20 protein-coding genes, 5 tRNA genes and 1 other RNA gene are annotated in these 23821 nt (G+C 56.4%); 25 read left to right on the plus strand and 1 reads right to left on the minus strand.

Annotated features, from left to right (window positions below):
- The first annotated feature begins 4 nt into the window (after positions 1 to 4).
- The 5 genes from ACFCTO_RS05215 to ACFCTO_RS05235 all read left to right on the plus strand — a co-directional run bounded on the left by ACFCTO_RS05215 (position 5) and on the right by ACFCTO_RS05235 (position 4491).
- Complete coding sequence (locus ACFCTO_RS05215) at positions 5 to 424, plus strand: OmpH family outer membrane protein (protein WP_020309649.1); 420 nt, start codon at positions 5 to 7, stop codon at positions 422 to 424.
- Between the two features lie 18 nt (positions 425 to 442).
- Complete coding sequence (lpxD, locus tag ACFCTO_RS05220) at positions 443 to 1474, plus strand: UDP-3-O-(3-hydroxymyristoyl)glucosamine N-acyltransferase (protein ID WP_020309648.1); 1032 nt, start codon at positions 443 to 445, stop codon at positions 1472 to 1474.
- Between the two features lie 12 nt (positions 1475 to 1486).
- On the plus strand, positions 1487 to 2401 hold the full coding sequence (locus ACFCTO_RS05225) for a lysophospholipid acyltransferase family protein (protein WP_499876492.1): 915 nt from the start codon (positions 1487 to 1489) through the stop codon (positions 2399 to 2401).
- A gap of 218 nt (positions 2402 to 2619) precedes the next feature.
- Positions 2620 to 3330 (plus strand): 5-bromo-4-chloroindolyl phosphate hydrolysis family protein, encoded by a 711-nt coding sequence (locus ACFCTO_RS05230; RefSeq protein ID WP_292261269.1) that lies wholly within the window; start codon positions 2620 to 2622, stop codon positions 3328 to 3330.
- 9 nt (positions 3331 to 3339) lie between these two features.
- Positions 3340 to 4491, plus strand: a complete 1152-nt coding sequence (locus ACFCTO_RS05235; protein WP_020309645.1) for a toxic anion resistance protein — start codon at positions 3340 to 3342, stop codon at positions 4489 to 4491.
- A gap of 38 nt (positions 4492 to 4529) precedes the next feature.
- Here ACFCTO_RS05235 and ACFCTO_RS05240 read toward each other — a convergent pair whose 3' ends face one another.
- Positions 4530 to 5291, minus strand: a complete 762-nt coding sequence (locus ACFCTO_RS05240; RefSeq protein WP_303148734.1) for an HAD family hydrolase — start codon at positions 5289 to 5291, stop codon at positions 4530 to 4532.
- Between the two features lie 160 nt (positions 5292 to 5451).
- Between ACFCTO_RS05240 and tkt the strand changes: the two genes are divergently transcribed.
- From tkt to ACFCTO_RS05340, 20 genes are all read left to right on the plus strand, one after another.
- Entirely contained in the window at positions 5452 to 7443 is a 1992-nt protein-coding gene (gene tkt / locus ACFCTO_RS05245) for a transketolase (protein ID WP_303148731.1), read from the plus strand.
- A 193-nt stretch (positions 7444 to 7636) separates the two neighbouring features.
- Positions 7637 to 7814: non-coding RNA, 6S RNA (gene ssrS, locus ACFCTO_RS05250), on the plus strand.
- Positions 7815 to 7893: 79 nt separating this feature from the next.
- A complete protein-coding gene (locus ACFCTO_RS05255; protein WP_292108204.1) occupies positions 7894 to 9213 on the plus strand; it encodes a replication-associated recombination protein A in 1320 nt (439 codons plus the stop codon).
- Positions 9214 to 9237: 24 nt separating this feature from the next.
- Positions 9238 to 11814, plus strand: a complete 2577-nt coding sequence (locus ACFCTO_RS05260; RefSeq protein WP_302485150.1) for an FtsK/SpoIIIE family DNA translocase — start codon at positions 9238 to 9240, stop codon at positions 11812 to 11814.
- Positions 11815 to 11886: 72 nt separating this feature from the next.
- Positions 11887 to 12291: a helix-turn-helix domain-containing protein gene (locus ACFCTO_RS05265; RefSeq protein WP_292260152.1), complete on the plus strand. Its 405-nt coding sequence runs from the start codon at positions 11887 to 11889 to the stop codon at positions 12289 to 12291.
- A gap of 12 nt (positions 12292 to 12303) precedes the next feature.
- Positions 12304 to 14193 (plus strand): YgiQ family radical SAM protein, encoded by a 1890-nt coding sequence (locus tag ACFCTO_RS05270; RefSeq protein ID WP_499876493.1) that lies wholly within the window; start codon positions 12304 to 12306, stop codon positions 14191 to 14193.
- Positions 14194 to 14198: 5 nt separating this feature from the next.
- Positions 14199 to 15242, plus strand: a complete 1044-nt coding sequence (locus ACFCTO_RS05275; RefSeq protein WP_499876494.1) for an ABC transporter substrate-binding protein — start codon at positions 14199 to 14201, stop codon at positions 15240 to 15242.
- 6 nt (positions 15243 to 15248) lie between these two features.
- Positions 15249 to 16583 carry a 30S ribosomal protein S12 methylthiotransferase RimO gene (rimO, locus tag ACFCTO_RS05280; protein ID WP_499876495.1) on the plus strand — a complete coding sequence of 445 codons (1335 nt, stop codon included), beginning with the start codon at positions 15249 to 15251 and terminating at the stop codon, positions 16581 to 16583.
- Positions 16584 to 16598: 15 nt separating this feature from the next.
- Positions 16599 to 17858, plus strand: coding sequence for a competence/damage-inducible protein A (locus ACFCTO_RS05285; protein ID WP_499876496.1), 1260 nt, complete (start codon positions 16599 to 16601; stop codon positions 17856 to 17858).
- Positions 17859 to 17873: 15 nt separating this feature from the next.
- Entirely contained in the window at positions 17874 to 18950 is a 1077-nt protein-coding gene (gene recA / locus ACFCTO_RS05290) for a recombinase RecA (RefSeq protein WP_292300812.1), read from the plus strand.
- Positions 18951 to 19376 carry a regulatory protein RecX gene (locus ACFCTO_RS05295; protein WP_292260141.1) on the plus strand — a complete coding sequence of 142 codons (426 nt, stop codon included), beginning with the start codon at positions 18951 to 18953 and terminating at the stop codon, positions 19374 to 19376.
- 196 nt (positions 19377 to 19572) lie between these two features.
- On the plus strand, positions 19573 to 21108 hold the full coding sequence (gene rny / locus ACFCTO_RS05300) for a ribonuclease Y (protein WP_292260138.1): 1536 nt from the start codon (positions 19573 to 19575) through the stop codon (positions 21106 to 21108).
- Between the two features lie 186 nt (positions 21109 to 21294).
- Positions 21295 to 21371: transfer RNA gene (locus ACFCTO_RS05305), tRNA-Asp, on the plus strand.
- Positions 21372 to 21374: 3 nt separating this feature from the next.
- Positions 21375 to 21450, plus strand: a tRNA-Phe gene (locus ACFCTO_RS05310).
- Positions 21451 to 21455: 5 nt separating this feature from the next.
- Positions 21456 to 21530 (plus strand) — tRNA-Gly (locus tag ACFCTO_RS05315).
- A 5-nt stretch (positions 21531 to 21535) separates the two neighbouring features.
- Positions 21536 to 21609, plus strand: a tRNA-Cys gene (locus ACFCTO_RS05320).
- A 19-nt stretch (positions 21610 to 21628) separates the two neighbouring features.
- Positions 21629 to 21717: transfer RNA gene (locus ACFCTO_RS05325), tRNA-Leu, on the plus strand.
- Positions 21718 to 21852: 135 nt separating this feature from the next.
- On the plus strand, positions 21853 to 22572 hold the full coding sequence (locus ACFCTO_RS05330; RefSeq protein ID WP_292260134.1) for a segregation and condensation protein A: 720 nt from the start codon (positions 21853 to 21855) through the stop codon (positions 22570 to 22572).
- Positions 22547 to 23125 (plus strand): SMC-Scp complex subunit ScpB, encoded by a 579-nt coding sequence (scpB, locus tag ACFCTO_RS05335; protein WP_020309629.1) that lies wholly within the window; start codon positions 22547 to 22549, stop codon positions 23123 to 23125. The genes ACFCTO_RS05330 and scpB overlap by 26 nt, the downstream gene beginning before the upstream one ends.
- Positions 23094 to 23813: a pseudouridine synthase gene (locus ACFCTO_RS05340; protein WP_499876497.1), complete on the plus strand. Its 720-nt coding sequence runs from the start codon at positions 23094 to 23096 to the stop codon at positions 23811 to 23813. Before scpB ends, ACFCTO_RS05340 begins: the two co-directional genes overlap by 32 nt.
- Positions 23814 to 23821 lie beyond the last annotated feature (8 nt).

Raw genomic sequence — 23821 nt, forward strand, 5'->3', positions numbered from 1 at the left:
AGCAATGAAAAAAGTTTGGAAGCGCTTAGGAATCGTCGCCGCAATGCTGGCCCTGACGGGTATGCTCGCCGGCTGTGGCGGAAAAGATAATGTAGGCGTCGTCGACATGTCGCGCGTACAGAAAGAAGCGCCCCTGGTCCAGCAGTATAAACAGAAGACCGAAGATAAACAGAAATCCATCGAAAAGGAATTGCAGGACGCACAGCAGTCCATGTCGGCTGAAGATTTCCAGAAGAAACAGCAGCAGGCCCAGCAGGAACTCAATATTTTCGGCGCCAGCATGCAGCGTCAGTTCATGTCGGACATCCAGAGTAAGTTAGGCGACATCGCCAAGGATAAAAATGTCGGCATCATCGTCGTCAAAGAAGCCGTTCCTTCCGGCGGCATCGACGTAACCGACGATTTAATTGCCAAATTGCAGTAAAAAAAGGGGTTGTATATCGTGAAGAAAACAGTACAGGAATTAGCAGTATTGCTGGGCGGCACGGTCATCGGCAAGGGTGACGCCGTCATTGAAGACGTGAAAGGCCTGGCCGAAGCCGGTTTGCAGGACATTACCTTTGCCGTCGATCCGTATACGGAATATTTACCGCAGGTCCATGCCGGTGCCGTCATTGTCGAAAAAGAAGTTCCTGCCGGAGATAATACGCTCGTCGTCGTAGAAAATCCCCGCCTGGCTTTTTCCCAGCTCCTCGTGCTGTTTCACCCCCGCCAGTCGGTCACGCCGGGCATCCATCCGACAGCCATCATCGACGGCAGCGCCTCTATCGGCGAAGACGTAGCCATCATGCCTTATGCCGTCATCGGCAAGAACGTCGAAATCGGCAAGGGCTCGACGATTTATCCCTACGTCTTTTTAGGCGATAATGTCAAGATCGGCGAAGGTTCGGTACTCTATCCCGGTGCCGTCATCCACGAAAACTGCGTCCTCGGAAAGAACGCAGTCATCCGGGCTCACGCCGTCATCGGCGGCGAAGGCTTCGGCTTTGCTACGGAAAAGGGCAAGCATACGCGGATCCCGCAGATTGGCAACGTCACCCTCGGCGACGATGTCGAAATCGGCGCCTGCACGTGTCTCGATAACGCAACCCTGGGTTCGACGAAAGTCGGCAGGGGGACGAAAATCGACAACCTCGTCCATCTCGGCCACAACGTCGAAATCGGTGAAGACTGTTTCCTCATCGCCCAGACGGGCATCGCTGGCAGCACCAAAGCCGGCAATCACGTTATCTTTGCCGGTCAGACCGGCTGCACTGGCCACATCACCATTGGCGACAATGCCGTCTTTGCCGGCAAATCGGGCATTACGGGCAATGTCAAGGGCAACCAGGTCTATGCCGGGTTCCCCATTCGGCCTCACATGGAATGGAGCCGTACCCAGGTCTACCTGAAACACCTGCCGGAAATGGCCAAGACCGTCAAAGCCTTGCAGAAAAAAATCGCTGAACTGGAAAAGAAATTAGAACAACAGTAAGAGGATTTGCCTATGTACACCTTTATGAAATGTCTGAGCTGGATTATCTGCCACATTCCAGAAGGCTGTCGCCGGGCCCTGGGCACCTTTTTAGGTGCCTTTTTCTGGACTTTCGTCCCCAAGAAGCGCAAGGTCCTGGCCCAGCAGCAGATTTTGGACTGCGGTCTGACCGATGATCCGGAAAAGGCCATGGCCATCGCCAAGGTCAGTACGGTCCGGTTCGGGCCCATGATCATCGAAGTCCTGTCGTATCCGCGCTATACGAAGGAGATGCTCGACGAAAAGATTACCTGGCACGGCAAGGAATACCTGGACGAACTCAAAGCCAGCGGCGAAGGGGCCGTCTTCATGGCATCCCATGCCGGCAACTGGGAACTCCTGGGAGCTGTCCTAGCCATGAATGGCTATCCCCTCATCTCCGTTGCTCAGGAACAGAACAGCAAGAGCGCCGATACCTTCATCAACGAGTATCGGGCCATGATGAAGCAGCACGTCACTTACAAGACGGGCATCCGCGACATGGTCCGCTTCCTCCGCGATGGCCACTACATCGGCCTGCTCATGGACCAGGACCCGGGCTATACCGGCATCATGGTCAAACTCTTTGGCATGGACACCCTGACGGCTGACGGACCGGCCAAGATGGCCGGCATCGCCAATTACCCCATCGTGTCGACCTTCATCCACGAAGACCGGCCGTACCACCACATCGTCGAAGTCCTGCCGCCCATCAAGCCGTACACAGCGGACCACAAGCTCTCGAAAGAGGAAAAGAACCGCATCATGTACGAAACGACACAGGAACTCAACGACCGCCTGGAAGCCCATATCCGCAAGTATCCAGAAGACTGGTTCTGGCTGCACAATCGCTGGAAATGGACTAAACGGTATAAAATAAAACAAGCTGAAAAAGGACCTGTCGCGTGACGACAGGTCCTTTTAAGCCGTTAGCGGCTAGCTGTCAGCGATTAGCGGATGGTTTTAAATTTAAAAGCAGCCCCTAGCCCCTAGCCACTAACCCCTAACCCCTAACCACTCAAAAGAGGCTGTCTTCAGAGGCAGTCTCTTTTTTGCCTTACAATCCACGACAAATGGGGCGAAAAATGCTATGATTAAGGAAAGACATTCTTCACTTAGGAGGGACGATCGTGAATATTTTCTTATATCTCATCGCTATCATCTGTTTTGCCGTTCCCAGTTATAACTGGTTCGCTACGGGTCATCTGTCCGGGACGTTCAGTCTCGTCTTCGGCGTCTTCATCCTCTACTGGATTCACCGCCGCAATAAGAAGAAGTTCAAGCCGGAACTGGAATTTTCCAGCGGCAACGAAGAAGTGGACAAGCTGAACGACGAGCTCTTCAGCAAAGCCGTCGATGATTTCAACGCCATTGAAAAAGAAATGAAGCACGTCGATGACGACGAACTGCGGAAACAGCTGCGCAAGATGCAGGGCATTGCCAAGAATTTCCTGACCTACTTGCAGCAGCATCCGGAACGGATGAGCCTGGCCCGGCGCTTCGTCGATTATTACCAGGACCGGGCTCTGCTCCTGGTCCGCAAGTACCAGGAGCTGGAAAAGACGGGCCTTGAAGCGCAGGAAGTGCAGCAGTCGAAATGGGACATCAAGCAGCTCCTGGATAAGTTCGACGAAGCCTATGAAGACCAGTTTTCCAAGGTCCTCAATGCCCAGCTCATGGACCTCGACGCCGAAATGAAGGTCATGAAGCAGAACATGGCCGCTGACGGCATCCAGACGGAACCGCCCAAGGTGGAACCGCAGGCTAAGCGCAGTGATGACCTGGTCGGGACGATCATCGATTTAGCCGACCAGTTCTTGAATACAAAAAGAAAGTAGGTAGATACTATGGCCGATATCAATTTGAATGACCTTTTAGAGAAAAAGCAGGCTGACAGCCAGAAAGCCCTGCCAGCCGTCGATGAAAAGCACGAAGTAGCTCATTTCAATGCCCAGGTCGAAAGCCTGACGCCGGAAGAACGGCAGCAGGTCGACACCATCAAGGATGCCATCGACCTGGTCAATTCCAACGCCATCGTCCAGTACGGCAGCGCCGCCCAGAAAAATATCGCCACCTTTTCGGACAGCGTCTTGTCGACGGTCAAGAGTACGGACCCGGCCGCAGCCGGTGACCTGCTCAACGACCTGGTCAAGCGGGTCAAGTCCTTTGAAGACGAAAACGACGAGGACCAGGGCTTCCTGGCCAGCCTGCCCGTCGTCGGCTCGCTGTTCAAGAAAAAAGAAGCCCTGACCCAGTCCTATACGACGCTGGCTGCCCAGATCGACAAGATACAGGCCGGCCTGGACAGCCAGAAAATGACCCTCATGAAGGACATTGCCATGTTTGACGGCCTCTACGATAAGAACCTGGAATACTTCAAGCAGCTCCAGCTTTACATCCAGGCTGGCGAAGAAAAGATACAGGAACTGAACTTGACGACGATTCCCAAACTGGAAGCCCAGGCCCAGGTTTCAGATAATCCCATGGCCGTCCAGGTCGTCCAGGATTTCAAGAATTCCGTCAGCCGCTTTGAAAAGAAGGTCCACGACTTGAAAATCAGCAAGACCATTGCCATCCAGACGGCACCACAGATCCGCATCATCCAGAACAACGACAAGATCCTCGTCGACCGCATCCAGAGTGCCATTTACAACACCATCCCCTTGTGGAAGAACCAGATGGTCCTGGCCCTGGGGCTGGGGCGGCAGAAAGAGGCCCTGGAAATGCAGCAGGCCGTGTCCAATACGACCAATGAACTGCTCAAGCGCAACGCCGCCATGCTCAAGCAGAATTCCCACGATACGGCCGTCGAAAATGAACGGGCCATCGTCGATATCGAAACGGTCAAGCAGGTCAATGAAGATTTGATCAGCACCATCGAAGATACGCTGCGCATCCAGCAGGAAGGACGGCAGAAGCGGCAGGCCGCCGAAGCCGAACTGGTCCAGATCGAAGACCGCCTGCGGGAAGCCCTGTTAAAAGGCGCCGGCCACAACTAGAAACTGCCAACTACAGACTACAAACTACGGACTATCCCTTAGAGCCAGCCGAATTTTTTGCAGGCTTCCAGGATGCCGCCCTTATCGTTGTCGCCTGTGACGTAGTCGGCATGGGCTTTCAGCTCATCCCGGCCGTTGCCCATAGCGATGGAGAAGAAGGGCTTGCGGAACATGGAAATGTCGTTCATGCCGTCGCCGAAGACGACAGCATCTTCCGGGCGGCCGCCGACGAGGTCCAGCATGCGCAGGATGCCGCGGCTCTTGTCGGTCGGTTCGATGAGGTACGTGTGGTCGATGTATTCCAGGTGGGGCAGGCCGTATGTCGGCGGTTCGTCTTCGAGGCGCTGGGGCCGGGCGTACATGATTTTATAGACCGCCGTCAGGTTTTCGATGGGGACCGGGCGGATGACGGTTTCCATGTAATTGCGCGGGTCGTCGTGGGGGAAATCAGAATACGGCGTATAGCGGTTGATGGTATTGTCCGTGACTACGGCCCAGGGATAGTGGCGGTCCGTCAGGTCGCGCAGCAGGGCTTTGCAGTTCTCCAGGGGCAGGCCGGTCATTTCCAGAATTTTCCCGTCCAGGGACAGGCTGTTGCCGCCATCGGCGACGACGGCTGGTATGCCGTAGCGGTCGGCAAAGGTCTGCGTATCGTGCTGCAGGCGGCCCGATGCGATGGCTATGAAATGGCCTTCCTGGACGAGGCGGCGCAGGCAGTACAGCGTGTCTGCCGGGATGATGCTGGAGATTCCCAGGCCCAGGGTCCCGTCGATATCAAAGAAAAAGTATTTTTTCGTCATGAGTCTATCCTTTCTCGGAAAATTAAGAAACTTCTTTATTATAGCATATATAAATTTCTCCCAAAATCCCCTTTTGCCATTGACAGAAGGGGTCCTTTTTTTACATAATAAAGTGAATGTCTATTTATTTTCGATCACATAAAAAGGAGCGATTTGACTAATGAGCACCATTGATACGACTTGTGTAAATGCCATTCGTGTATTGTCGGCTGACGCCATCCAGAAGGCCAACTCTGGCCATCCCGGCCTGCCCCTCGGCGCAGCTCCCATTGCATACGAACTCTGGGCAAATCACATGAACCATAACGCAAAGGACCCGAAATGGGCGAACCGCGACCGCTTTATCCTCTCGGCTGGCCACGGCTCGATGCTGTTGTATTCGCTGCTCCATTTCTACGGCTACGGCCTGACCATGGACGACATTAAACAGTTCCGTCAAGACGGCTCCTTGACACCGGGGCATCCGGAATACGGCCACACGACGGGCGTCGAAGCGACGACAGGCCCCCTCGGCGCCGGCCTGGGCATGGCTGTCGGCATGGCCATGGCAGAAGCTCACTTGGCAGCTATTTTCAATAAACCGGGCTATCCCGTCGTCGACCACTACACCTTCGCCCTCTGCGGCGACGGCTGCCTGATGGAAGGCATCTCGTCGGAAGCCTTCTCCCTGGCAGGGACGCTCGGCCTTTCCAAACTCATCGTCCTCTACGATAGCAACAACATCTCTATCGAAGGCAATACGGACATCGCCTTTACGGAAAATGTCCAGGCCCGCATGGCTGCCTTCGGCTTCCAGACGATTACCGTCGAAGACGGCACGGACCTCGACGCCATCGGCAAAGCCATCGAAGAAGCCAAAGCCGACAAGGAACATCCGTCGTTCATCACCATCAAGACCCAGATCGGCTATGGCTGCCCGGCCAAACAGGGCTCGGCTGCCGCTCATGGCTCGCCGCTGGGTGAAGAAAACATCGTCGCCATGAAAGAAAACCTGGGCTGGCCGAAACCGCAGGAAACCTTCTACATCCCGGACGAAGTCTATGCTCATTATGCTGAATTAAGCCAGAAAGCCGGCGCAGCCGAAGCGGATTGGCAGAAACTCTTTGCCGACTACGCTGCCAAATTCCCGGATATGAAAGCTAAATGGGATGCTTTCCACAGCGATGTCGATGCACAGGCCCTCTTGAATAACGAAGATTTCTGGGCTTATGAAGATAAACCGCAGGCTACGCGCAGCTTGTCCGGCACGATGATCAACCGCCTGAAAGACATCATGCCTCAGCTCTTTGGCGGCAGCGCCGACCTGGCTCCGTCGAACAAGACGGAAATGAAAGGCGAAGGCTTTTTCAGCAAGACCGATTACAGCGGCCGCAACGTCCACTTCGGCGTCCGTGAACTGGCTATGGGCGCCATCACCAATGGCCTGGCCCTTCACGGCGGTATCCGTCCGTATGCCGGCACGTTCTTCGTCTTCAGCGATTATATGAAACCCATGATCCGCCTGGCTGCCCTCATGAGCCTGCCGACGACGTACGTCCTCACGCACGACAGCATCGGTGTCGGCGAAGACGGCCCGACTCACGAACCGATTGAACAGCTGGCCATGCTCCGTTCCCTTCCTAACGTCAACGTCTTCCGTCCGGCTGACGCTACGGAAACGGCTGCCGGCTGGTACCTGGCTGCGACCAGCCAGAAGACGCCGACGGCCCTCGTCCTGACCCGCCAGAACCTGCCGCAGCTCGCCGGCAGCAGCAAAGAAGCCCTGAAAGGCGCTTACGTCATCGCCGATGCCAACAAGGCCGTTCCCGATGCCATCATCATGGCCAGCGGTTCGGAAGTCGAACTGGCTGTCAGCGCTAAAGACGAACTGGCTAAAGAAGGTGTCGACGTCCGCGTCGTCAGCATGCCTTGCATGGAACTCTTTGAACAGCAGGACGAAGCCTATAAAGAACAGGTACTCCCGAAAGCTGTCCGCGCCCGTGTCGCTGTCGAAGCCGCTTCGGACTTCGGCTGGGGTAAATACGTCGGCCTCGACGGGACGACGGTTTCCATGAAATCCTTCGGTGCCTCCGCTCCGGCCGGCGTCTTGTTCAAGAAATTTGGCTTCACGACAGAAAACGTCGTAGCCGCCGTAAAGAAAGTCGTAAAATAATCGTGGTTCGTGGTTCGTAGGGGACGTCCAAAGGGCGCAGTTAGCAGTCAGCAGTTGGCCGCTAGCCGCTAGCCCCTAACCCCTAACCCCTAATCCCTAGCCACTTAAAAGGCGCTGTCTTCATGCGACAGCGCCTTTTTCATTTGTCAAGGCTTGATTTTTCTTCTATATTTTATTATACTAGATGCAAGAAGAAACCCTACTGTGTACGTAAATGGTCTCGATGTTTTGAACCAACACTTTTTACATTGGGAGTTCGGGCTCTATATCGTTAGGCAATGCCTTCACTGGACTGTCGACCCTTATAGGAGAACACCCACCTGCTTAGGCAGGCTCAAAACTCGGTTTATAAACGGCATGGTGGGGCTCTTTTCTTATTCGAGAATTTAGTTATTTCGTCCGCCGCTGAGGAGACTTGGCGGCGTTCTATTTAGTCTGGAGAGCAAACAAATGAGCGGAGACGATTTATTTTCTATGGCTGATGAACGGAGCGGCCGGGACTATGCGCCGCTGGCCGTCCGCATGCGGCCGGAATCTTTGGATGACATCTATGGCCAGGACGACCTCATCGGCCCGGGCAGTTTTCTGCGGACCCTCATCGAGAAGGACACGATCCCGTCCCTCTTATTTTACGGTCCCTCTGGCGTCGGCAAGACGACGCTGGCCCATGTCATTGCCAATGAGACGGACAGCCGTTTCGTAACCCTCAACGCCGTCACGGCCGGGACGGCGGAACTGCGCAAAGTCATCGCGGCGGCGCAGGATGCCATCCATTTATATCAAAAGCGGACGATCCTCTTCATCGACGAAATCCACCGCTTCAATAAAAGCCAGCAAGACGTCCTGTTGCCGTATGTCGAAGACGGGACGGTCATCCTCATCGGGGCAACGACGGAAAATCCTTATTTTGAAGTCAACCGCCCCTTATTGTCGCGCCTGCGCGTCATCCAGCTGAAGCCCCTGCCGGAACAGGCCGTCATGGCCGTCCTGCGGCGGGCTCTGACGGATAAAGAAAAAGGCCTGGGCTCGCTGGGCATCACGGCCAGCGATGAGATGCTGGGAACCCTGGCGCGGCTGGCCGACCGCGATGCCCGCGTCGGCCTCAACCTGCTGGAACAGGTCTGCATGGTCGTCCCGGCTGGCGGCCATATCACACACGACGCTATCGAAAAAGTAGCCGGTCATAAGGTCTATACGTATGACAAGAAAGGCGATGCCCATTACGATACGGTATCGGCCTTCATCAAGAGTATGCGTGGGTCCGACCCCGATGCGGCCCTGCACTATATGGCCCGTATGATCGACGCCGGAGAACAGCCGTCCTTCATCGCCCGCCGCCTGGTCATCTGTGCGGCTGAAGACGTAGGACTGGCCGATCCCCAGGCCCTGGTCATCGCCAATGCCGCTGCCCAGGCCGTCCAGTTCGTCGGCTGGCCGGAAGGGCGCATCATCCTGTCCGAAGCCGTCATCTACGTGGCCTGTGCGCCGAAGAGCAACAGCGCCTACATGGCTATTGATGCGGCTTTGGCCGACGTCCGCCATAAGGACTGCGGCGATGTGCCCGATTATCTGCGCGACAGCCATTACAGCGGCGCCGCCGCCCTGGGCCATGGCCTGACCTACCAGTACCCTCACGATTTCGATGGGGGCTGGGTGGCCCAGCAGTATCTGCCCGATGCTTTGAAAGGGGCGTCCTATTACCGGGAACGGCCCTATGGACAGGAAGGGAGCATGGCAGCTGCCTGGCATAAGCGCCGTGGCGGCAAGTAATCTATTAGTAGAAGGTGAACTGTTTTGACAAAAGGAAAGACCCGTAAAACCAGCCGCACCAAGCGGACGACTGGCACGCGTCAGAAGGCGAAGACTGCCAGGAAGGCAGGGACGTCGCCACTTTTGAAATATGAAATCATAGGTATTTGTTGTATCCTCGCAGGCGTCTTTGCGACGGCCGGCTTCATCGGCGTCGATACAGGCCGCATCGGCCACAGCGTCGACGATATCTTAGCGTATATCTTCGGCCTGGGCCGGATCGTCGTCAGCCTGTCCCTCATCGTCCTGGGCCTGAAATACATCGTCATCCGCAAGGCCTGCCCAGTGTCGAAATCGTGGGCCGTCGGGACGTGGATCTATATCCTCCTCCTGGGGCTGGTCCATTTGCTGGTCATCCCGGAAGGGACGGAGTTCCTGCCGCACAGCTTATCTGTCGGCGGGGGAATCGTCGGGGCCGTCATGGCCTCGGTCCTGCGGCGGTTTCTTGGATTTTTTGGAGCTGTCATGGCTATTACCGGTGCCTGCATCGTCACCTTCCTGGTCTGGAAGAATTGGTCTATTTCTAAGCCTGTGGCTGTCGTAGCCGACAAGGCCGGCCAGGAAGCGGCCAAAGTGTCGGGGAAGGCCGTCGAAGGCCTTCAGGACGCATCCCAGTCCCTGAAACAGTGGCATGAACGCCGCCGCATCTTCGATTTGCAAGCGGTTGTAGGGGACGACCCGTTAGGGCGTCCCGCTTGTGGGAATTCCGTAGACACAGGGCGTCCCGCTTGTGGGAATCCCGATGATTATCCCGCTGATATGGAACGACCGGTCTCAACCATTGCCGATGCCCGCGACTTGGGCAACGGCGTCGAAGAAGTCCGCTTCGATGCCAGCCCTATCGAAGAAGACGTGCCTTACGATTGGGCCAGCGACGATTCGTATGAAGAAGTTCCGGAAACGCCGGAGGAAATGCCGGAAGACGCCCGGCCTTACAGTCAGATACATGAAACCGTCGTCGGCGATACAGTGCCGACGGCTCATGACGTACAGCCCGGCCCGGCAGCGCCGGCGGCTTCGCTGGCCGGAGAAACGGATGTCCTCGGCCATGATATGGACGACCTCAAGCCCATTGAAGTCGAAAAGAGCAGCGTCGCTGTCGAAACCAGCGAAGAAGGGAGCAGTGCCGTTCCCAAAGCGGCTGGCGAAAAGACGTACCGCCTGCCGCCGGTGAGCATGCTCAAACCGGGGCCGCAGCATATCGTCGGCCTGAGCGATGAAGTCCGGGAAAATGCCCGCATCCTCCAGGAAACGCTGCAGAGCTTCAACATCGATGCCAAGATACTCAATGCCAGCCAGGGGCCGTCCATCACCCGTTACGAGCTGGAACCGGCAGCGGGCGTCAAAGTCAGCAAAATCGTCCACTTAGCCGATGATATCGCCTTGAAACTGGCCGCCACGGATATCCGCATCGAAGCGCCGATTCCCGGCAAAGCGGCCGTCGGCATCGAAGTGCCGAATAAAAAGCTGACCGGTGTCAATCTGCGCGATGTCATCGACACGGATACGTTCCGCAAGGCCGCCGGCGGCGTCCCGGTCTGCCTGGGCAAAGACATTGCCGGCAACCCCATCGTCGCCGACCTGACCAAGATGCCTCATCTCCTGGTAGCCGGTTCGACCGGGTCCGGCAAGAGTGTCTGCATCAACACCTTCATTGCCAGCATCCTCTTCAAGCAGCGGCCGGAAGACGTCAAGCTCATCCTCATCGACCCGAAGGTCGTCGAATTATCCAATTACAACGGCATCCCGCACTTGCTGACGCCAGTCGTCACGGACCCGAAGAAGGCCGCCAGCGTCCTGCGCTGGGCTGTCCGGGAAATGGACGACCGCTATAAGCGCTTCGCCATCACCCATACGCGGGATATTTCCCGCTATAATGAACTCCATCCGGAAGACACGATGCCTTTCATCGTCATCATCATCGACGAATTGGCCGACCTCATGATGATGGCCTCAGACGACGTGGAAAAGTCCATCATCCGCCTGGGCCAGAAAGCCCGTGCCTGCGGCATGCACCTCGTCCTGGCGACGCAGCGGCCGTCTGTCGACGTCCTGACGGGTCTCATCAAGGCCAACGTCCCGAGCCGCATTGCCTTCGCCGTTTCCAGCCAGGTCGATTCGCGGACTATCCTTGACATGGCCGGTGCAGAAAAACTGATCGGCAAGGGCGACATGCTCTTCTATCCTCTCGGCGCTTCCAAGCCTCTCCGCGTCCAGGGCGCTTTCATTTCCGATTCGGAAATCGACGAAATGGTCGAATTCATCAAGGCCCAGGGCGGTCCCAATTACGATGAAGCCGTCCAGAAGGCCCAGTCGGAAAATCCCGAAGACAGCGTCGATTTCTTTGAAGACGACCTCATGCGCCAGGCCATCGACATGGTCCTGGAAACGGGCCAGGCTTCGACGTCCATGCTCCAGCGCCGCTTCCGCGTCGGCTATACGCGGGCAGCCCGCATGATCGACATGATGGAAGCCATGCACATCGTCGGCCCCAATAACGGCAGCAAGCCCAGGGAAATCCTCATGACGGCCGACGAAGTCCAGCAGAAGTATTTGAGCTGAACCCCTGTACCCCTGGCCGTATCTGTTATATAATAAAAGGTACGATTATAGAGAATGGGGAGAGGAACAACAGTGAACGAATCGTCGATCGGAGAAGTGCTGCGACTGGCAAGAGAACAACAAGGGCTGACACTGCAAGACGTGTCCGATGCCCTCAATATAAAGCGGGAATACCTGGAAGCCCTGGAAAAGGACGAATACGATGCCATTCCCGGTGCCGTCTTCGTCAAGGGCTTTCTTCGCAATTACGGTAATTTCCTGGAACTGGACGGCATCGCCCTGGCCCGGGAATACAAGGAAAACGTCGAAGAACGGACGCCGCAGCCGGAAGTGCGGACCATCATGCCCGTCAAAAAGAAGAAAGTCCGCAAGGACAGCAATAAAAAGAAGAAGCAGCGTCAGGGAAAATGGCCGGAAATCACCATCATTGCCGGCATCATCATTTTCCTGCTGCTCATCATTTGGATTTTAATTTAAATAAGGAGCCATATGCGCGAGAAATTCTTAGTAACCAGCCGGGAGGACATGGAACGCCGCGGCTGGGATCAGCTCGATTTTGTCTACATCAATGGCGACGCCTATGTCGATCACCCCGGTTTTGCCGCAGCCCTCATCGGCCGCGTATTGGAAAGCCGGGGCTATCGTGTCGGTATCATTTCCCAGCCCGACTGGCATAGTGCCGAACCGTTCAAGAAATTGGGACGGCCGCGGCTGGCCGCTTTGATTACAGCCGGCAATCTCGATTCCATGCTCAATGAAAAGACGGCAGCCAAGAAATTCCGCAGCCGCGACAGCTATTCGCCAGGCGGCGAAGCCGGCCATCGGCCGGAACGGGCGACCATCGTCTATGCCAACCGCATGCGGGAAGCCTATAAGGATGTGCCCATCATCATCGGCGGCATCGAAGCCAGCCTGCGCCGCTTTGCCCACTATGATTACTGGTCCAATAAAGTGCGCCATTCCATCCTCCTGGACAGCAAGGCCGACATCCTCAGCTACGGCATGGGGGAACATTCCGTCGTCGAAATCGCCGACGCCCTGGCCGAAGGCAAGACTGTCGCCGAAATGTACGACATCCGCGGCATCTGCTACGTCACCAGCCGGCCGCCCATTTCGGATAAGACCGTCGTCTGTCCGTCCTATGAAGACGTCAAGAAGGATAAATTGACCTTTGCCAAGGCTTTCAAGATGCAGTACGAAGAACAGGATCCCTTTTACGGCAAGACTATCATCCAGCCGTCAGAGAACCGCTTCGTCGTCCAGACGCCGCCGGCCCTGCCGCTGACGACAGCCGAGATGGATGCTATCTACGAACTGCCCTTCCAGCGGCGCTGGCATCCTGATTACGACGCAGCCGGCGGCGTTCCGGCCCTCCATGAGGTCCAGTTCAGCCTGACCAGCCAGCGCGGCTGTTTCGGCCACTGCCATTTCTGTGCCATTACCAGCCATCAGGGCCGTATCATCCAGCACCGCAGCCATGAATCGCTGGTCAGGGAAACGGAACGCATGACCCATCTGCCCGGTTTCAAAGGATACATCCACGATGTCGGCGGCCCGACGGCGAACTTCCGCCACGTCGCCTGTGCCAAGCAGCTCACCGACGGGGCCTGCCGCAACCGCCACTGCATCGGTAGCGAAACGTGCCCGAACCTCAATACGTCCCACGACGATTACCTGAAGCTGCTGCGGGAAATACGCAGCGTCAAAGGCGTCAAGAAGGTCTTCGTCCGCTCAGGCCTGCGCTATGATTACGTCCTGGCTGACCACAACAAGGCTTTCGTCAAGGAACTCTGTCAGTATCACGTCAGCGGCCAGCTGAAAGTGGCGCCGGAACACGTCGTCAAGCACGTGACGGACCTCATGGGCAAGGCCGACGTCCATGCCTTCCTGAAGTTCAAGGACTGGTTCGATGAAGCCAACCGGGAACTGGGGAAGAAACAGTACCTCGTCCCGTATTTCATGTCCAGCCATCCCGGCTGTACCCTGAAAGATGCCGTCGCCCTGGCCGAATTCCTGCGGGATATGCATATGCAGCCGGAACAGGTACAGGACTTCATCCCGACGCCGGGCAGCCTGTCGACGGCCATGTACTATACAGGCCTCAATCCCTTGACGGGTGAAAAAGTCTACGTCGCCCGCCGGCCGGAAGAGAAACAGATGCAGCGGGCCCTGATGCAGTATAAGAACCCGGCCAATTATGATATTGTCTATAAGGCTCTGTGCCTGGCCGGCCGACGGGACCTCATCGGGTACGGCCCCAAATGCCTCATCGCGCCGCGGCGCCATCAGGCAGGGAGACGGCCCGATAAGGCCGGCCGGCATGTCGCTCCGCCCCGCAGGCAGGGGAGGGGACCGGCTAAGACTAGAAAATTCAGGTGAAGCTAATGAAGAAATTCGTGCCCTTTATCGTGCTCAGCCTCTTCGTCATCCTGCTCCTGAGCCTGTGCGGGCCCATCCTGGTACAGCGCCAGCAGGAAGAAGCACAGCGGGCGTATGAAGCCGAACGCCATCTCGTCGTCTTTTCCGACTTGCCTCAGGATGTCAATGACGGCCTGGCCCAGCGCTTTTACGAACAGAAACATCTGCGCGTCCAGATCTATTCCAAGAGCGACAGCGAGATCCGCCAGTCCCTGAAGGACGACGGCGGCGTCAAGCCCGATATCCTCATCGCCTCGGAAGACGACTTGCAGGCTCAGAAGAAAAATGGCATCTTGCAGCCCTACGCCTCACCGGTGACGGATAAAGTGCCGCCGTCCATGAAGGACCAGGAACAGCTCTGGAATGGCCTCTGGTATAACCCTATGATCTTCGTCCTCAGCCAGGCCTATTACGAACGGCGGGGCATGCAGATCCAGTCCTGGGACGACCTGTTGACCGACCCGGGTATGGTCCTGGCTTTCCCGGACCTGGCATCCATGGATATGGCCGGCGAGTTCCTCTGTTCTTTTGTGGAAATGAGAGGCATGGAGGACAGTGCCCGCTACCTGAGCTCGCTCCAGAGCCATGTAGCGGCCTATTCTAAGTCCATGTCGGTCAATGTCCGCCGCGTAGCCAGCGGCGAAGCCGATATGGGCGTCGCCGACGCGTCCGTCGCCCGGCAGTATTACAAAGACGGGGCGCCGATCTTCATCCTCTATCCCCAGGACGGTACATCGTACTGGCTGACCGGTGCGGCTGTCACCAACTGGTGTGAAGATGGAGAATTGAACAATGCCTTCATCGACTGGCTCTATTCGCCCGATGCTATTGACGTCTTGCGGCAGAGACACATTTTTTTGAGCGAAGCCCTGCCGCCGGCCAACCCGGAAGTCGATGCCAAAGGCCGGGAGCTCGTCTTATTCCCCGTAAAAAAACAGTATTCTGATCAGGGCCGCCGCGATTTGCAGGCCTGGTGGATCAAATCAATTCGCTTCGGAAAGGAAAAGTAAAGATACATGGAAAAAATCGGATTTGTCAGCTTAGGCTGCTCCAAAAACCTTATTGATACGGAAGTCATGCTGGGCATCCTCCGCGACCGCCATATGGAGATCACAGAGGACCTGCCCCAGGCGGATATCATTATCGTCAATACGTGTACGTTCATTGAAAAAGCCAAGCAGGAATCCATTGATACGATATTGCAGGCTGCCCGCTACAAGACGGAAGGGAAATGCAAGATACTCATCGTCACGGGCTGCCTGAGCCAGCAGTATAAAGAAGATTTGATGAAGGAAATGCCGGAAATCGACGCCCTCTTGGGAACCGGTTCGTGGGACCGCATCTGGGAAGCCATCGATACGGTCAAGAAAGGGCGCAAAGCCTGCTTCATGGACGACGTCAGCCATCTCTACAACCAGAATACGAGCCGCCTGCGGACGACGCCGAAGTACAGTGCCTATGTGAAGATCGGCGAAGGCTGCAACAACGGCTGCTCGTTCTGCATCATTCCCCATGTACGGGGCAAGTTGTACAGCCGGCCCGTCGATTCCGTCGTCGCCGAAGTACAGCAGCTGGCAGCCGACGGCGTCAAGGAAGTCAACCTCATCGCCCAGGACACGACGAGCTATGGCGTCGACCTGGCCGGTCATTCCCTGTTGCCGGAACTGCTGCGCCAGCTGGTGAAGATCGACGGCATCCGCTGGATCCGCCTGTTCTATCTCTATCCCCACTACTTTACGGATGAATTGATGGACCTCATCGTCAAGGAAGAAAAAATCTGTCCCTACGTCGACTTGCCGCTCCAGCACATTTCCCAGTCCGTCTTGCAGCGCATGAACCGCCGCGATTCCGAAGCCGATGTGCGCAGCCTCATGAAGAAGCTCTGCAGCCACGGCCGCAAGCTGACCCTGCGCTCGACGTTCATCGTCGGCTTCCCTGGCGAAACTGAAGAAGAATTCCAGGAACTCTGTGATTTCGTCAAGGAAACGGAATTCGACGATGTCGGCGTCTTCACCTATTCCCGCGAAGACGGCACGCCGGCAGCCCTCATGGACGGCCAGATTCCGGAAGAAGTCAAGGAAGAACGGTATCATCAGCTCATGGCCATCCAGGCCAAGGTATCGGAAATCCGCAATCAGGAACTGGAAGGCTCTGTCCATACGATGCTCGTCGAAAGAGTAGAAGAAGAAAAGGGTATCCGCCAGGCTGTCGGGCGCATTGAAATCCAGGCTCCCGACGTCGATGGCCTGACCTATCTGGAAGACGCCCAGGACGTACAGTCTGGTGATATGATTCCCGTCCGCATCGCCCAGGGCTTTGCCTATGACCTCGTAGCGGAACGGATGGATTAACCGAGGTGATCGCTTATGTTCGTGGAACTGGTTACGACAGGTTCCGAATTACTGTTAGGTGAAATTACCAATTATAACTCAGCTTACTTGTCGAGGAAACTCAATGAAATCGGCTATTCTGTCATCTATCATACGACGGTCGGCGACAACCCGCAGCGCATGGAAGAAGCCCTGAAGACGGCCCTGTCCCGCGTCGACATGGTCATCACCACAGGCGGCCTCGGGCCGACCCAGGGCGATATGACCAAGATCATCGGCGCCCGCCTCATGGGAATGCCTCTCGTTTATAATGAAACCATTGCCGAATCGGTCCGCCAATGGGTCCTCGTCCATCACGGCAGCACGGCCATGACGGAAAACCAGAAGCGCCAGGCCATGGTCCCGCAGGGCGCCGTCCTCTTCGATAACGGCGCCGGTACGGCACCGGGTGTGGCCATGCAGCAAGGCGGCAAGACCCTGGTCCACCTGCCGGGACCGCCGACGGAAATGCGCTGGATGTATGAAAACCGCCTGAAACCGTGGCTGCTCCAGACCTTTGGCAGCCAGGGCTGCATCGCTTCGCGCTATATCAAAATCTATGACATGGGCGAAGCCTTCATCGAAGAGAAACTCATGGACCTGGTCAAGGAGCAATCGAATCCGACCCTGGCCATGTATGCCCGGCCAGGCTTCGTCGAAGTCCGCCTGACGGCCCGGGCTGACCGGGAAGATCAGGCGCGGGCCCTGCTGGCTCCCCTGGAAGGGGAAGTCCGCCGCCGGCTGGCTGGCCAGATTGTCAGCTTCGACGACGATACCATGGCCCATGTCCTGGGCCAGATCGTCGGCGACGGCGGCTATTCCGTCAGCGCTGCCGAATCGTGTACCGGCGGCCTGGTGGGCTCGTTCATCACCGATGTGCCGGGCGCTTCCGATTACTTCCGCGGCTCGGCCGGGACGTACTGCAATGAAATGAAAGAAAAGATACTCGGCGTTTCTCACGATACGCTGGAACGCTATACGGCCGTCAGCGCACAGACGGCTGCTGAAATGGCCGAAGGCAGCCGCCGCCTGTACGGGACGGACCTGGCCGTCAGTACGACGGGCATTGCCGGCCCCGGCGGCGGTACGCCGGACCAGCCCGTCGGCCTGGTCTATACGGGCATCAGCGGTCCCTGGGGGACCGTGACCCACCGCAACGTCTATCACGGCGGCCGGGTCGAAGTCAAACAGCGGGCTGCCCTGCGGGCCGTCTATTACTTAGTCCACTATATAGTGACACATACAAAGAACGCATAGTTAGGAGGAGACAATTTGGACGCAAAACAGACAGCACTTGAAAATGCAATGCGCAAGATTGAAAAGGATTTCGGCAAAGGCGCCATCATGCGCCTCGGCGACGTCGCCGACAAGATGAACCTGGAAGTCATCTCATCGGGTTCCCTGGCCGTCGACCTGGCCGTCGGCGTCGGCGGTTATCCCCGCGGCCGCGTCATCGAAATCTACGGTCCTGAATCGTCAGGCAAGACGACCCTGGCCCTGCATGCCATCGCCTCGGCCCAGAAGAGCGGCGGCATTGCCGCTTTCATCGATGCCGAACACGCCCTGGATCCGGTCTATGCCCGCCACCTCGGCGTCGACACGAATGAACTGCTCATTTCCCAGCCCGATAATGGCGAACAGGCCTTGGAAATCACGGAAGAACTCGTCCGCAGCGGCGCCGTCGACATCATCGTCGTCGACTCCGTAGCCGCCCTGGTCCCGAAAGCAGAAATCGAAGGGGAAATGGGCGATTCCCACGTCGGTCTCCAGGCCCGCCTCATGAGCCAGGCCTTGCGCAAACTGACGGGCATCATTTCCAAGTCCAAAGCCATCGTCATCTTCATCAACCAGCTCCGCGAAAAAGTCGGCGTCATGTTCGGCAACCCGGAAACGACGACTGGCGGCCGGGCCCTGAAATTCTACGCTTCGATCCGCATGGAAATCCGCAAGGGCGAAGCCATCAAGTCCGGCGGCGATGTCATCGGCAACCGGGCGCGGGTCAAAGTCGTCAAGAATAAAGTGGCTCCACCTTTCAAGCACTGCGAATTCGACATCATGTACGGTGCGGGCATTTCCCGCGAAGGCACGGTCCTCGATTTGGGTACGTCCATGGATATCATCGAAAAGAGCGGTACCTGGTATTCCTATAAGGGTGAACGCCTGGGCCAGGGGAAGGAAAACGTCAAGATTTTCATGAAGGAACATCCGGAAATCACGGACGAAGTGGAAAAGATCATCCGCGATACCCTGGCAGCAGAACCGGAAAAATTCGACGAAGCCATGGAAGAAGAAGATACGGCGTCCCTGGATGCGGCGGATACAACTGCTGAAAACAGCGACGAAGCCTAAATGGACTATCGCGAAGCTTACGAAAAAGCCTTGCAGCTCCTCAACGTCCGCTTTCTCAGCGAAGGGGAGCTGAAGGCCAAGCTGCGCCGCCGCGGTGTTGACGACGACGTCCTCGAGGACGTCGTGGCCGCCCTGGAAGGGGAACACTTCCTCGACGACCAGCGCCTGGCCCGTGACGTGTACCGCTATTATGCCCGCAAAGGGCAGTACGGCCACTTGTATATCGTCAACCGCCTGCGCCGCCGCTGCCTGCCCGTACCGGAAGACGTCGAGCGGCCCGACGAATACGCCCTGGCCGGGGATCTGGTGAAGCGCAAGTTCTCTTATCGCGCCGATGAAGCCCGCAAGGCGGCCCGTTTTTTACAGTACCGCGGCTTTTCGCCCTCAGTCATACGGGACGTCCTGGAAGATTTTACGGTCCATTGATAAGTTAATCTTGACTAAGTCTATCTTGACATTGATATAAAAAAAATTTACAATTAAGAGAGCCGGTTTGATACACTGGTCTATATTTTGCATAATTGTAGGTTTTTTGAACATGAAGTAAATTTTACATACTCATAAAAAAAGCCGGACTGCGAGTTCGGCTTTTTTTTGTGAAAGGGGAGGTGAATCCATTACTATGCTAACGATTATTGCTGCAGCAGTCGCCTGCGGTCTCATCGGCGGCGGTACGGGCTATATTTACCGTAAGAAAATCGCCGAAGGCAAGATCGGCCAGGCCGAAGTCGAAGCACAGCGCATCATTGCCACGGCCCAGCAGAACGCAGAAGCCCGTAAGAAGGAACTCGTCCTGGAAGGGAAGGAAGAAGTCCACAAGATGCGCAACGATGCGGAACGGGAACACAAGGAACGCCGCAATGAATTGCAGCGTTTTGAACGGCGCCTGTTGCAGAAAGAAGAACATTTGGACAAGAAATCCGATTCCATGGAAAAGAAGGAAGATGCCCTGCAGCGTAAGGAAGATGAAGTGACGCGGATGCAGGAAAAAATCGAAGCCCTTCATGAACAGAAGATGGCTGAACTGGAACGGATTTCCGGCTTGACATATGAAGATGCCAAGGAATTGCTCCTGAACAACGTCCAGACCGAAGTGAAGCACGAAACGGCGCAGATGATCAAGAACCTGGAAGACCAGGCCAAGGAAGAAGCCGAAGGCAAGGCCCGGGAAATCATTTCCATGGCCATCCAGCGCTGTGCTGCTGACCACGTCGCCGAAACGACAGTATCTGTCGTTTCCCTGCCGAACGATGAAATGAAAGGCCGCATCATCGGCCGTGAAGGACGCAATATCCGGGCTATTGAAACGCTGACCGGCGTCGATCTCATCATCGACGATACGCCGGAAGCGGTCATCTTGTCGTGCTTTGATCCCATACGCCGTGAAATCGCCCGCATTGCTCTGGAAAAACTGATTGCCGATGGCCGTATCCATCCGGCACGCATTGAAGAAATGGTCGAAAAGGCCCGCAAAGAAGTCAATCAGAAGATCCGCGAAGCTGGCGAACAGGCGACGTATGAAACGGGCGTTCACGGTCTGCATCCTGAACTCATCAAAATCCTCGGCCGCCTGCGCTATCGTACCAGTTATGGCCAGAATGTCCTGCGCCATTCCATCGAAGTCTCTCAGCTGGCCGGCATCATGGCCGCTGAACTGGGCGTCGATGAAAACCTGGCCAAACGGGCCGGGCTCATCCACGATATCGGCAAGGCCCTGGACCACGAACTGGAAGGGACTCACGTTTCGATCGGTACGGAAATCGCCAAGAAATACGGCGAATCCAAGCTGGTCGTCAACTGCATCGCTGCCCATCACGGCGATGAAGAAGCGCACAGCGTCGAAGCCGTCCTGGTGTCGGCGGCAGATGCCGTATCGGCTGCCCGTCCGGGTGCCCGCCGGGAAACGCTGGAAAACTATCTGAAACGCCTGACGAAACTCGAAGAAATCGCCGAATCTTTCGATGGCGTCGAAGACTGCTTCGCCATCCAGGCCGGCCGCGAAATCCGCGTCATGGTCAAGCCGGACAAGCTGGATGAATCGGACTGTGTCCTGCTGGTCCACGACATCGTCAAACGCATCGAAGCGGAACTGGAATACCCAGGCCAGATCAAAGTCGTCGTCATCCGCGAAACGCGGATGGTGGATTATGCAAAATAACCTTTTTTGAATTCATCAGGACGCCCGGTGATGGCTTCGGCCATGACGGGCGTCTTTTTCATTCCTACAAAAAAAGTTTGAAAAAAATAAAAAAAGTACTTGCCAAAACATCCTTCTTGTAGTAAAATAGTTTTTGTTCGAGGCACTAAGAAATACCGAAACAACCTCGAAAGAACGAAAGAAAGTGGCCCCGTGGTGTAGCGGTTTAACATGTCGCCCTGTCACGGCGAAGATCGTCAGTTCAAATCTGATCGGGGTCGCCAATTGCTCAGGTAGCTCAGTCGGTAGAGCAGGGGACTGAAAATCCCCGTGTCGGCGGTTCAATTCCGTCCCTGAGCACCACAAATGCGGAAGTAGCTCAGTGGTAGAGCATCACCTTGCCAAGGTGGGGGTCGCGAGTTCGAGTCTCGTTTTCCGCTCCATATATGGCGGCATAGCCAAGCGGTAAGGCAGAGGTCTGCAAAACCTTCATCCCCAGTTCGATTCTGGGTGCCGCCTCCATATTTTCATCTTTCGTCATGCCGAGGTGGCGGAACTGGCAGACGCAACGGACTTAAAATCCGTCGGATAGAGATATCCGTACCGGTTCGATTCCGGTCCCCGGCACCAAAAAAACAACGAGCGTGTGAGCGGCGTTGGCCGTGGCCGACGAGTCCCTTGCAAAACAAAGGAGCTGTCTTAGGACAGCTCCTTTTCGCAGTCCAGTGAAATTCACATTCATGGGAAAATGAGTTATAATGAATCATGACAGAATACAAGTATAAAGTATCGGATTTTGAAGGTCCCCTGGACCTGCTGCTCTATCTCATCGAAAAGAACAAAGTCGATATTTATAACATACCTATCGTCGAGATTACAGACCAGTTCAACGCCTACGTAGCGGACATCGACACGTTCGATGTCGATTATGCCAGCAAGTTCTTCGTCATGGCAGCGACGCTATTGCAGATCAAATCGCGCCTGCTGCTGCCTAAGCAGCCGAAACTGGCTGAAGAGGAGGAAGAAGACCCGCAGGAAGCGCTGGTCCGCCAGCTCGTCGAATATAAAAAGATGAAAGCCCTGTCCCAGGCTATGGGACAGTTGTGGGATGCCCGCAGCCTCATGCTGGGGCGCCTGCCGACGGCCATGCCCTATGAGGCCCGCTTTGCCGGCCATATCGACACAGAGGCCCTCTACCAGGCGTTCCACAAGGTCTGCCAGGCCCTTCCCGAGCCGACAGCCGTAGAGATCCGCATACAGAAGGAAATCTACAGCGTCGAAGAGTGCATGCGCCGCGTCACTTACGCCCTGCGCCGTGCCCAGGGTACGATGGCCGTCGACGCCATATTCAGGACCTGCCGGTCCCGGGTCGAACTGGTCGTCACCTTCCTGGCCGTCCTGGAACTGCTGAAAATCGGCCAATGCGCTACTGTTGCTGAAGGAGAGGATGGGAATACCATTGCCTTACGATACACGCCAAACTGATACCATCGAGCCTACGGCTCTGCTGGAAGCCCTGCTCTTTCTGAGCGGCGACCCCATGACGGTGACGGCCATCTGCGCCCATACGGGCTGGACCCAGGCCGAAACGGAAGCGACGGCAGACCGCCTGCAGCACCTGCTCAGCAGCCAGCGGCGGGGTATCGTCCTCATCCGTGTCGCCGGCGGCTTTCAGCTGGTCACGCGGCCGGACCTCCACGATGCCCTGCAATGGGTCCGGACGGGGACGACGGAGTTGTCCTCTATGGCACTGGAAGTATTGGCCATCGTCGCCTTCAAGCAGCCCATTACGCGGGCTGAAATCGAAAAGCTGCGCGGTGTCTCGTCAGAACGGGTCCTGACGTCGCTGGTCCAGCAGGGCCTCGTCGTCGAACTGGGGCGCAAGGACAGCCCAGGACGGCCGATTTTATACGGCACGTCTGCTTATTTTTTAGAATGTATCGGCATGGATTCCCTGGCCGATTTAGCCGGCCGCATGCCGGCAGATATTACGGAGGATGCAACTGATGGAAGAACGGTTACAGAAAGTGATGAGTAACTGCGGTGTCGCTTCGCGGCGCGCTTCGGAAAAGATGATATTAGAAGGGCGCGTCCACGTCAACGGCATCATTGTCCGCGAACTGGGGACGAAAGTCGACCCCGACAAGGACCGCATTGCCGTCGACGGCAAGACCCTGGAAGCGCAGCCGAAGCATTATTATCTGTTCAACAAGCCCAAGGGCGTCATCACCACGTCGAGCGATGACCAGGGTCGGGCGACGGTCATGGACTATTTCAGGAAGGAAAAGGACCGCATCTACGCCGTCGGCCGCCTGGACCAGAATACGGAAGGCCTGCTGATCATGACCAATGACGGTGAACTGGCCAACATCCTCATGCATCCCAGCCGCCTCGTCGACAAGACTTATGAAGTCAAGGTCAAAGGGCGCATTGCCGATTCGGTCCTGCAGCACCTGGCAGACGGCGTCGAGCTGAAGGACGGCATGACGGCCCCGGCCGATGTCTACTATATCGGCTATGACCCGAAGACGAACCTGACCAGTGTGGAAATCACCATCTATGAAGGACGCAACCGCCAGGTCCGCCGCATGTTCGAGTTCTTCGGCTACCAGGTCCACAACCTGCGCCGCGTCCAGTACGCCTTCCTGACCCTGAGCGGTGTCAAGCGCGGGGCCTATCGCAAGCTGACCCGCGAAGAAGTGGCGGAACTCTACCAATATAAATAAACAGGAGT

Origin of the sequence: Megasphaera indica, assembly GCF_046614755.1 — a bacterium.
In the GTDB taxonomy this organism is placed as follows: domain Bacteria; phylum Bacillota; class Negativicutes; order Veillonellales; family Megasphaeraceae; genus Megasphaera; species Megasphaera intestinihominis.

Bases quoted from the DNA above. Each gene is read 5' to 3' on its own strand.
- ACFCTO_RS05215 (WP_020309649.1), top strand. From the start codon at position 5: ATGAAAAAAGTTTGGAAGCGCTTAGGAATCGTCGCCGCAATGCTGGCC.
- ACFCTO_RS05225 (WP_499876492.1), top strand. From the start codon at position 1,487: ATGTACACCTTTATGAAATGTCTGAGCTGGATTATCTGCCACATTCCA.
- ACFCTO_RS05235 (WP_020309645.1), top strand. From the start codon at position 3,340: ATGGCCGATATCAATTTGAATGACCTTTTAGAGAAAAAGCAGGCTGAC.
- ACFCTO_RS05240 (WP_303148734.1), bottom strand. From the start codon at position 5,291: ATGACGAAAAAATACTTTTTCTTTGATATCGACGGGACCCTGGGCCTG.
- tkt (WP_303148731.1), top strand. From the start codon at position 5,452: ATGAGCACCATTGATACGACTTGTGTAAATGCCATTCGTGTATTGTCG.
- ACFCTO_RS05255 (WP_292108204.1), top strand. From the start codon at position 7,894: ATGAGCGGAGACGATTTATTTTCTATGGCTGATGAACGGAGCGGCCGG.
- ACFCTO_RS05270 (WP_499876493.1), top strand. From the start codon at position 12,304: ATGCGCGAGAAATTCTTAGTAACCAGCCGGGAGGACATGGAACGCCGC.
- ACFCTO_RS05275 (WP_499876494.1), top strand. From the start codon at position 14,199: ATGAAGAAATTCGTGCCCTTTATCGTGCTCAGCCTCTTCGTCATCCTG.
- rimO (WP_499876495.1), top strand. From the start codon at position 15,249: ATGGAAAAAATCGGATTTGTCAGCTTAGGCTGCTCCAAAAACCTTATT.
- ACFCTO_RS05285 (WP_499876496.1), top strand. From the start codon at position 16,599: ATGTTCGTGGAACTGGTTACGACAGGTTCCGAATTACTGTTAGGTGAA.
- ACFCTO_RS05295 (WP_292260141.1), top strand. From the start codon at position 18,951: ATGGACTATCGCGAAGCTTACGAAAAAGCCTTGCAGCTCCTCAACGTC.
- rny (WP_292260138.1), top strand. From the start codon at position 19,573: ATGCTAACGATTATTGCTGCAGCAGTCGCCTGCGGTCTCATCGGCGGC.
- ACFCTO_RS05330 (WP_292260134.1), top strand. From the start codon at position 21,853: ATGACAGAATACAAGTATAAAGTATCGGATTTTGAAGGTCCCCTGGAC.
- ACFCTO_RS05340 (WP_499876497.1), top strand. From the start codon at position 23,094: ATGGAAGAACGGTTACAGAAAGTGATGAGTAACTGCGGTGTCGCTTCG.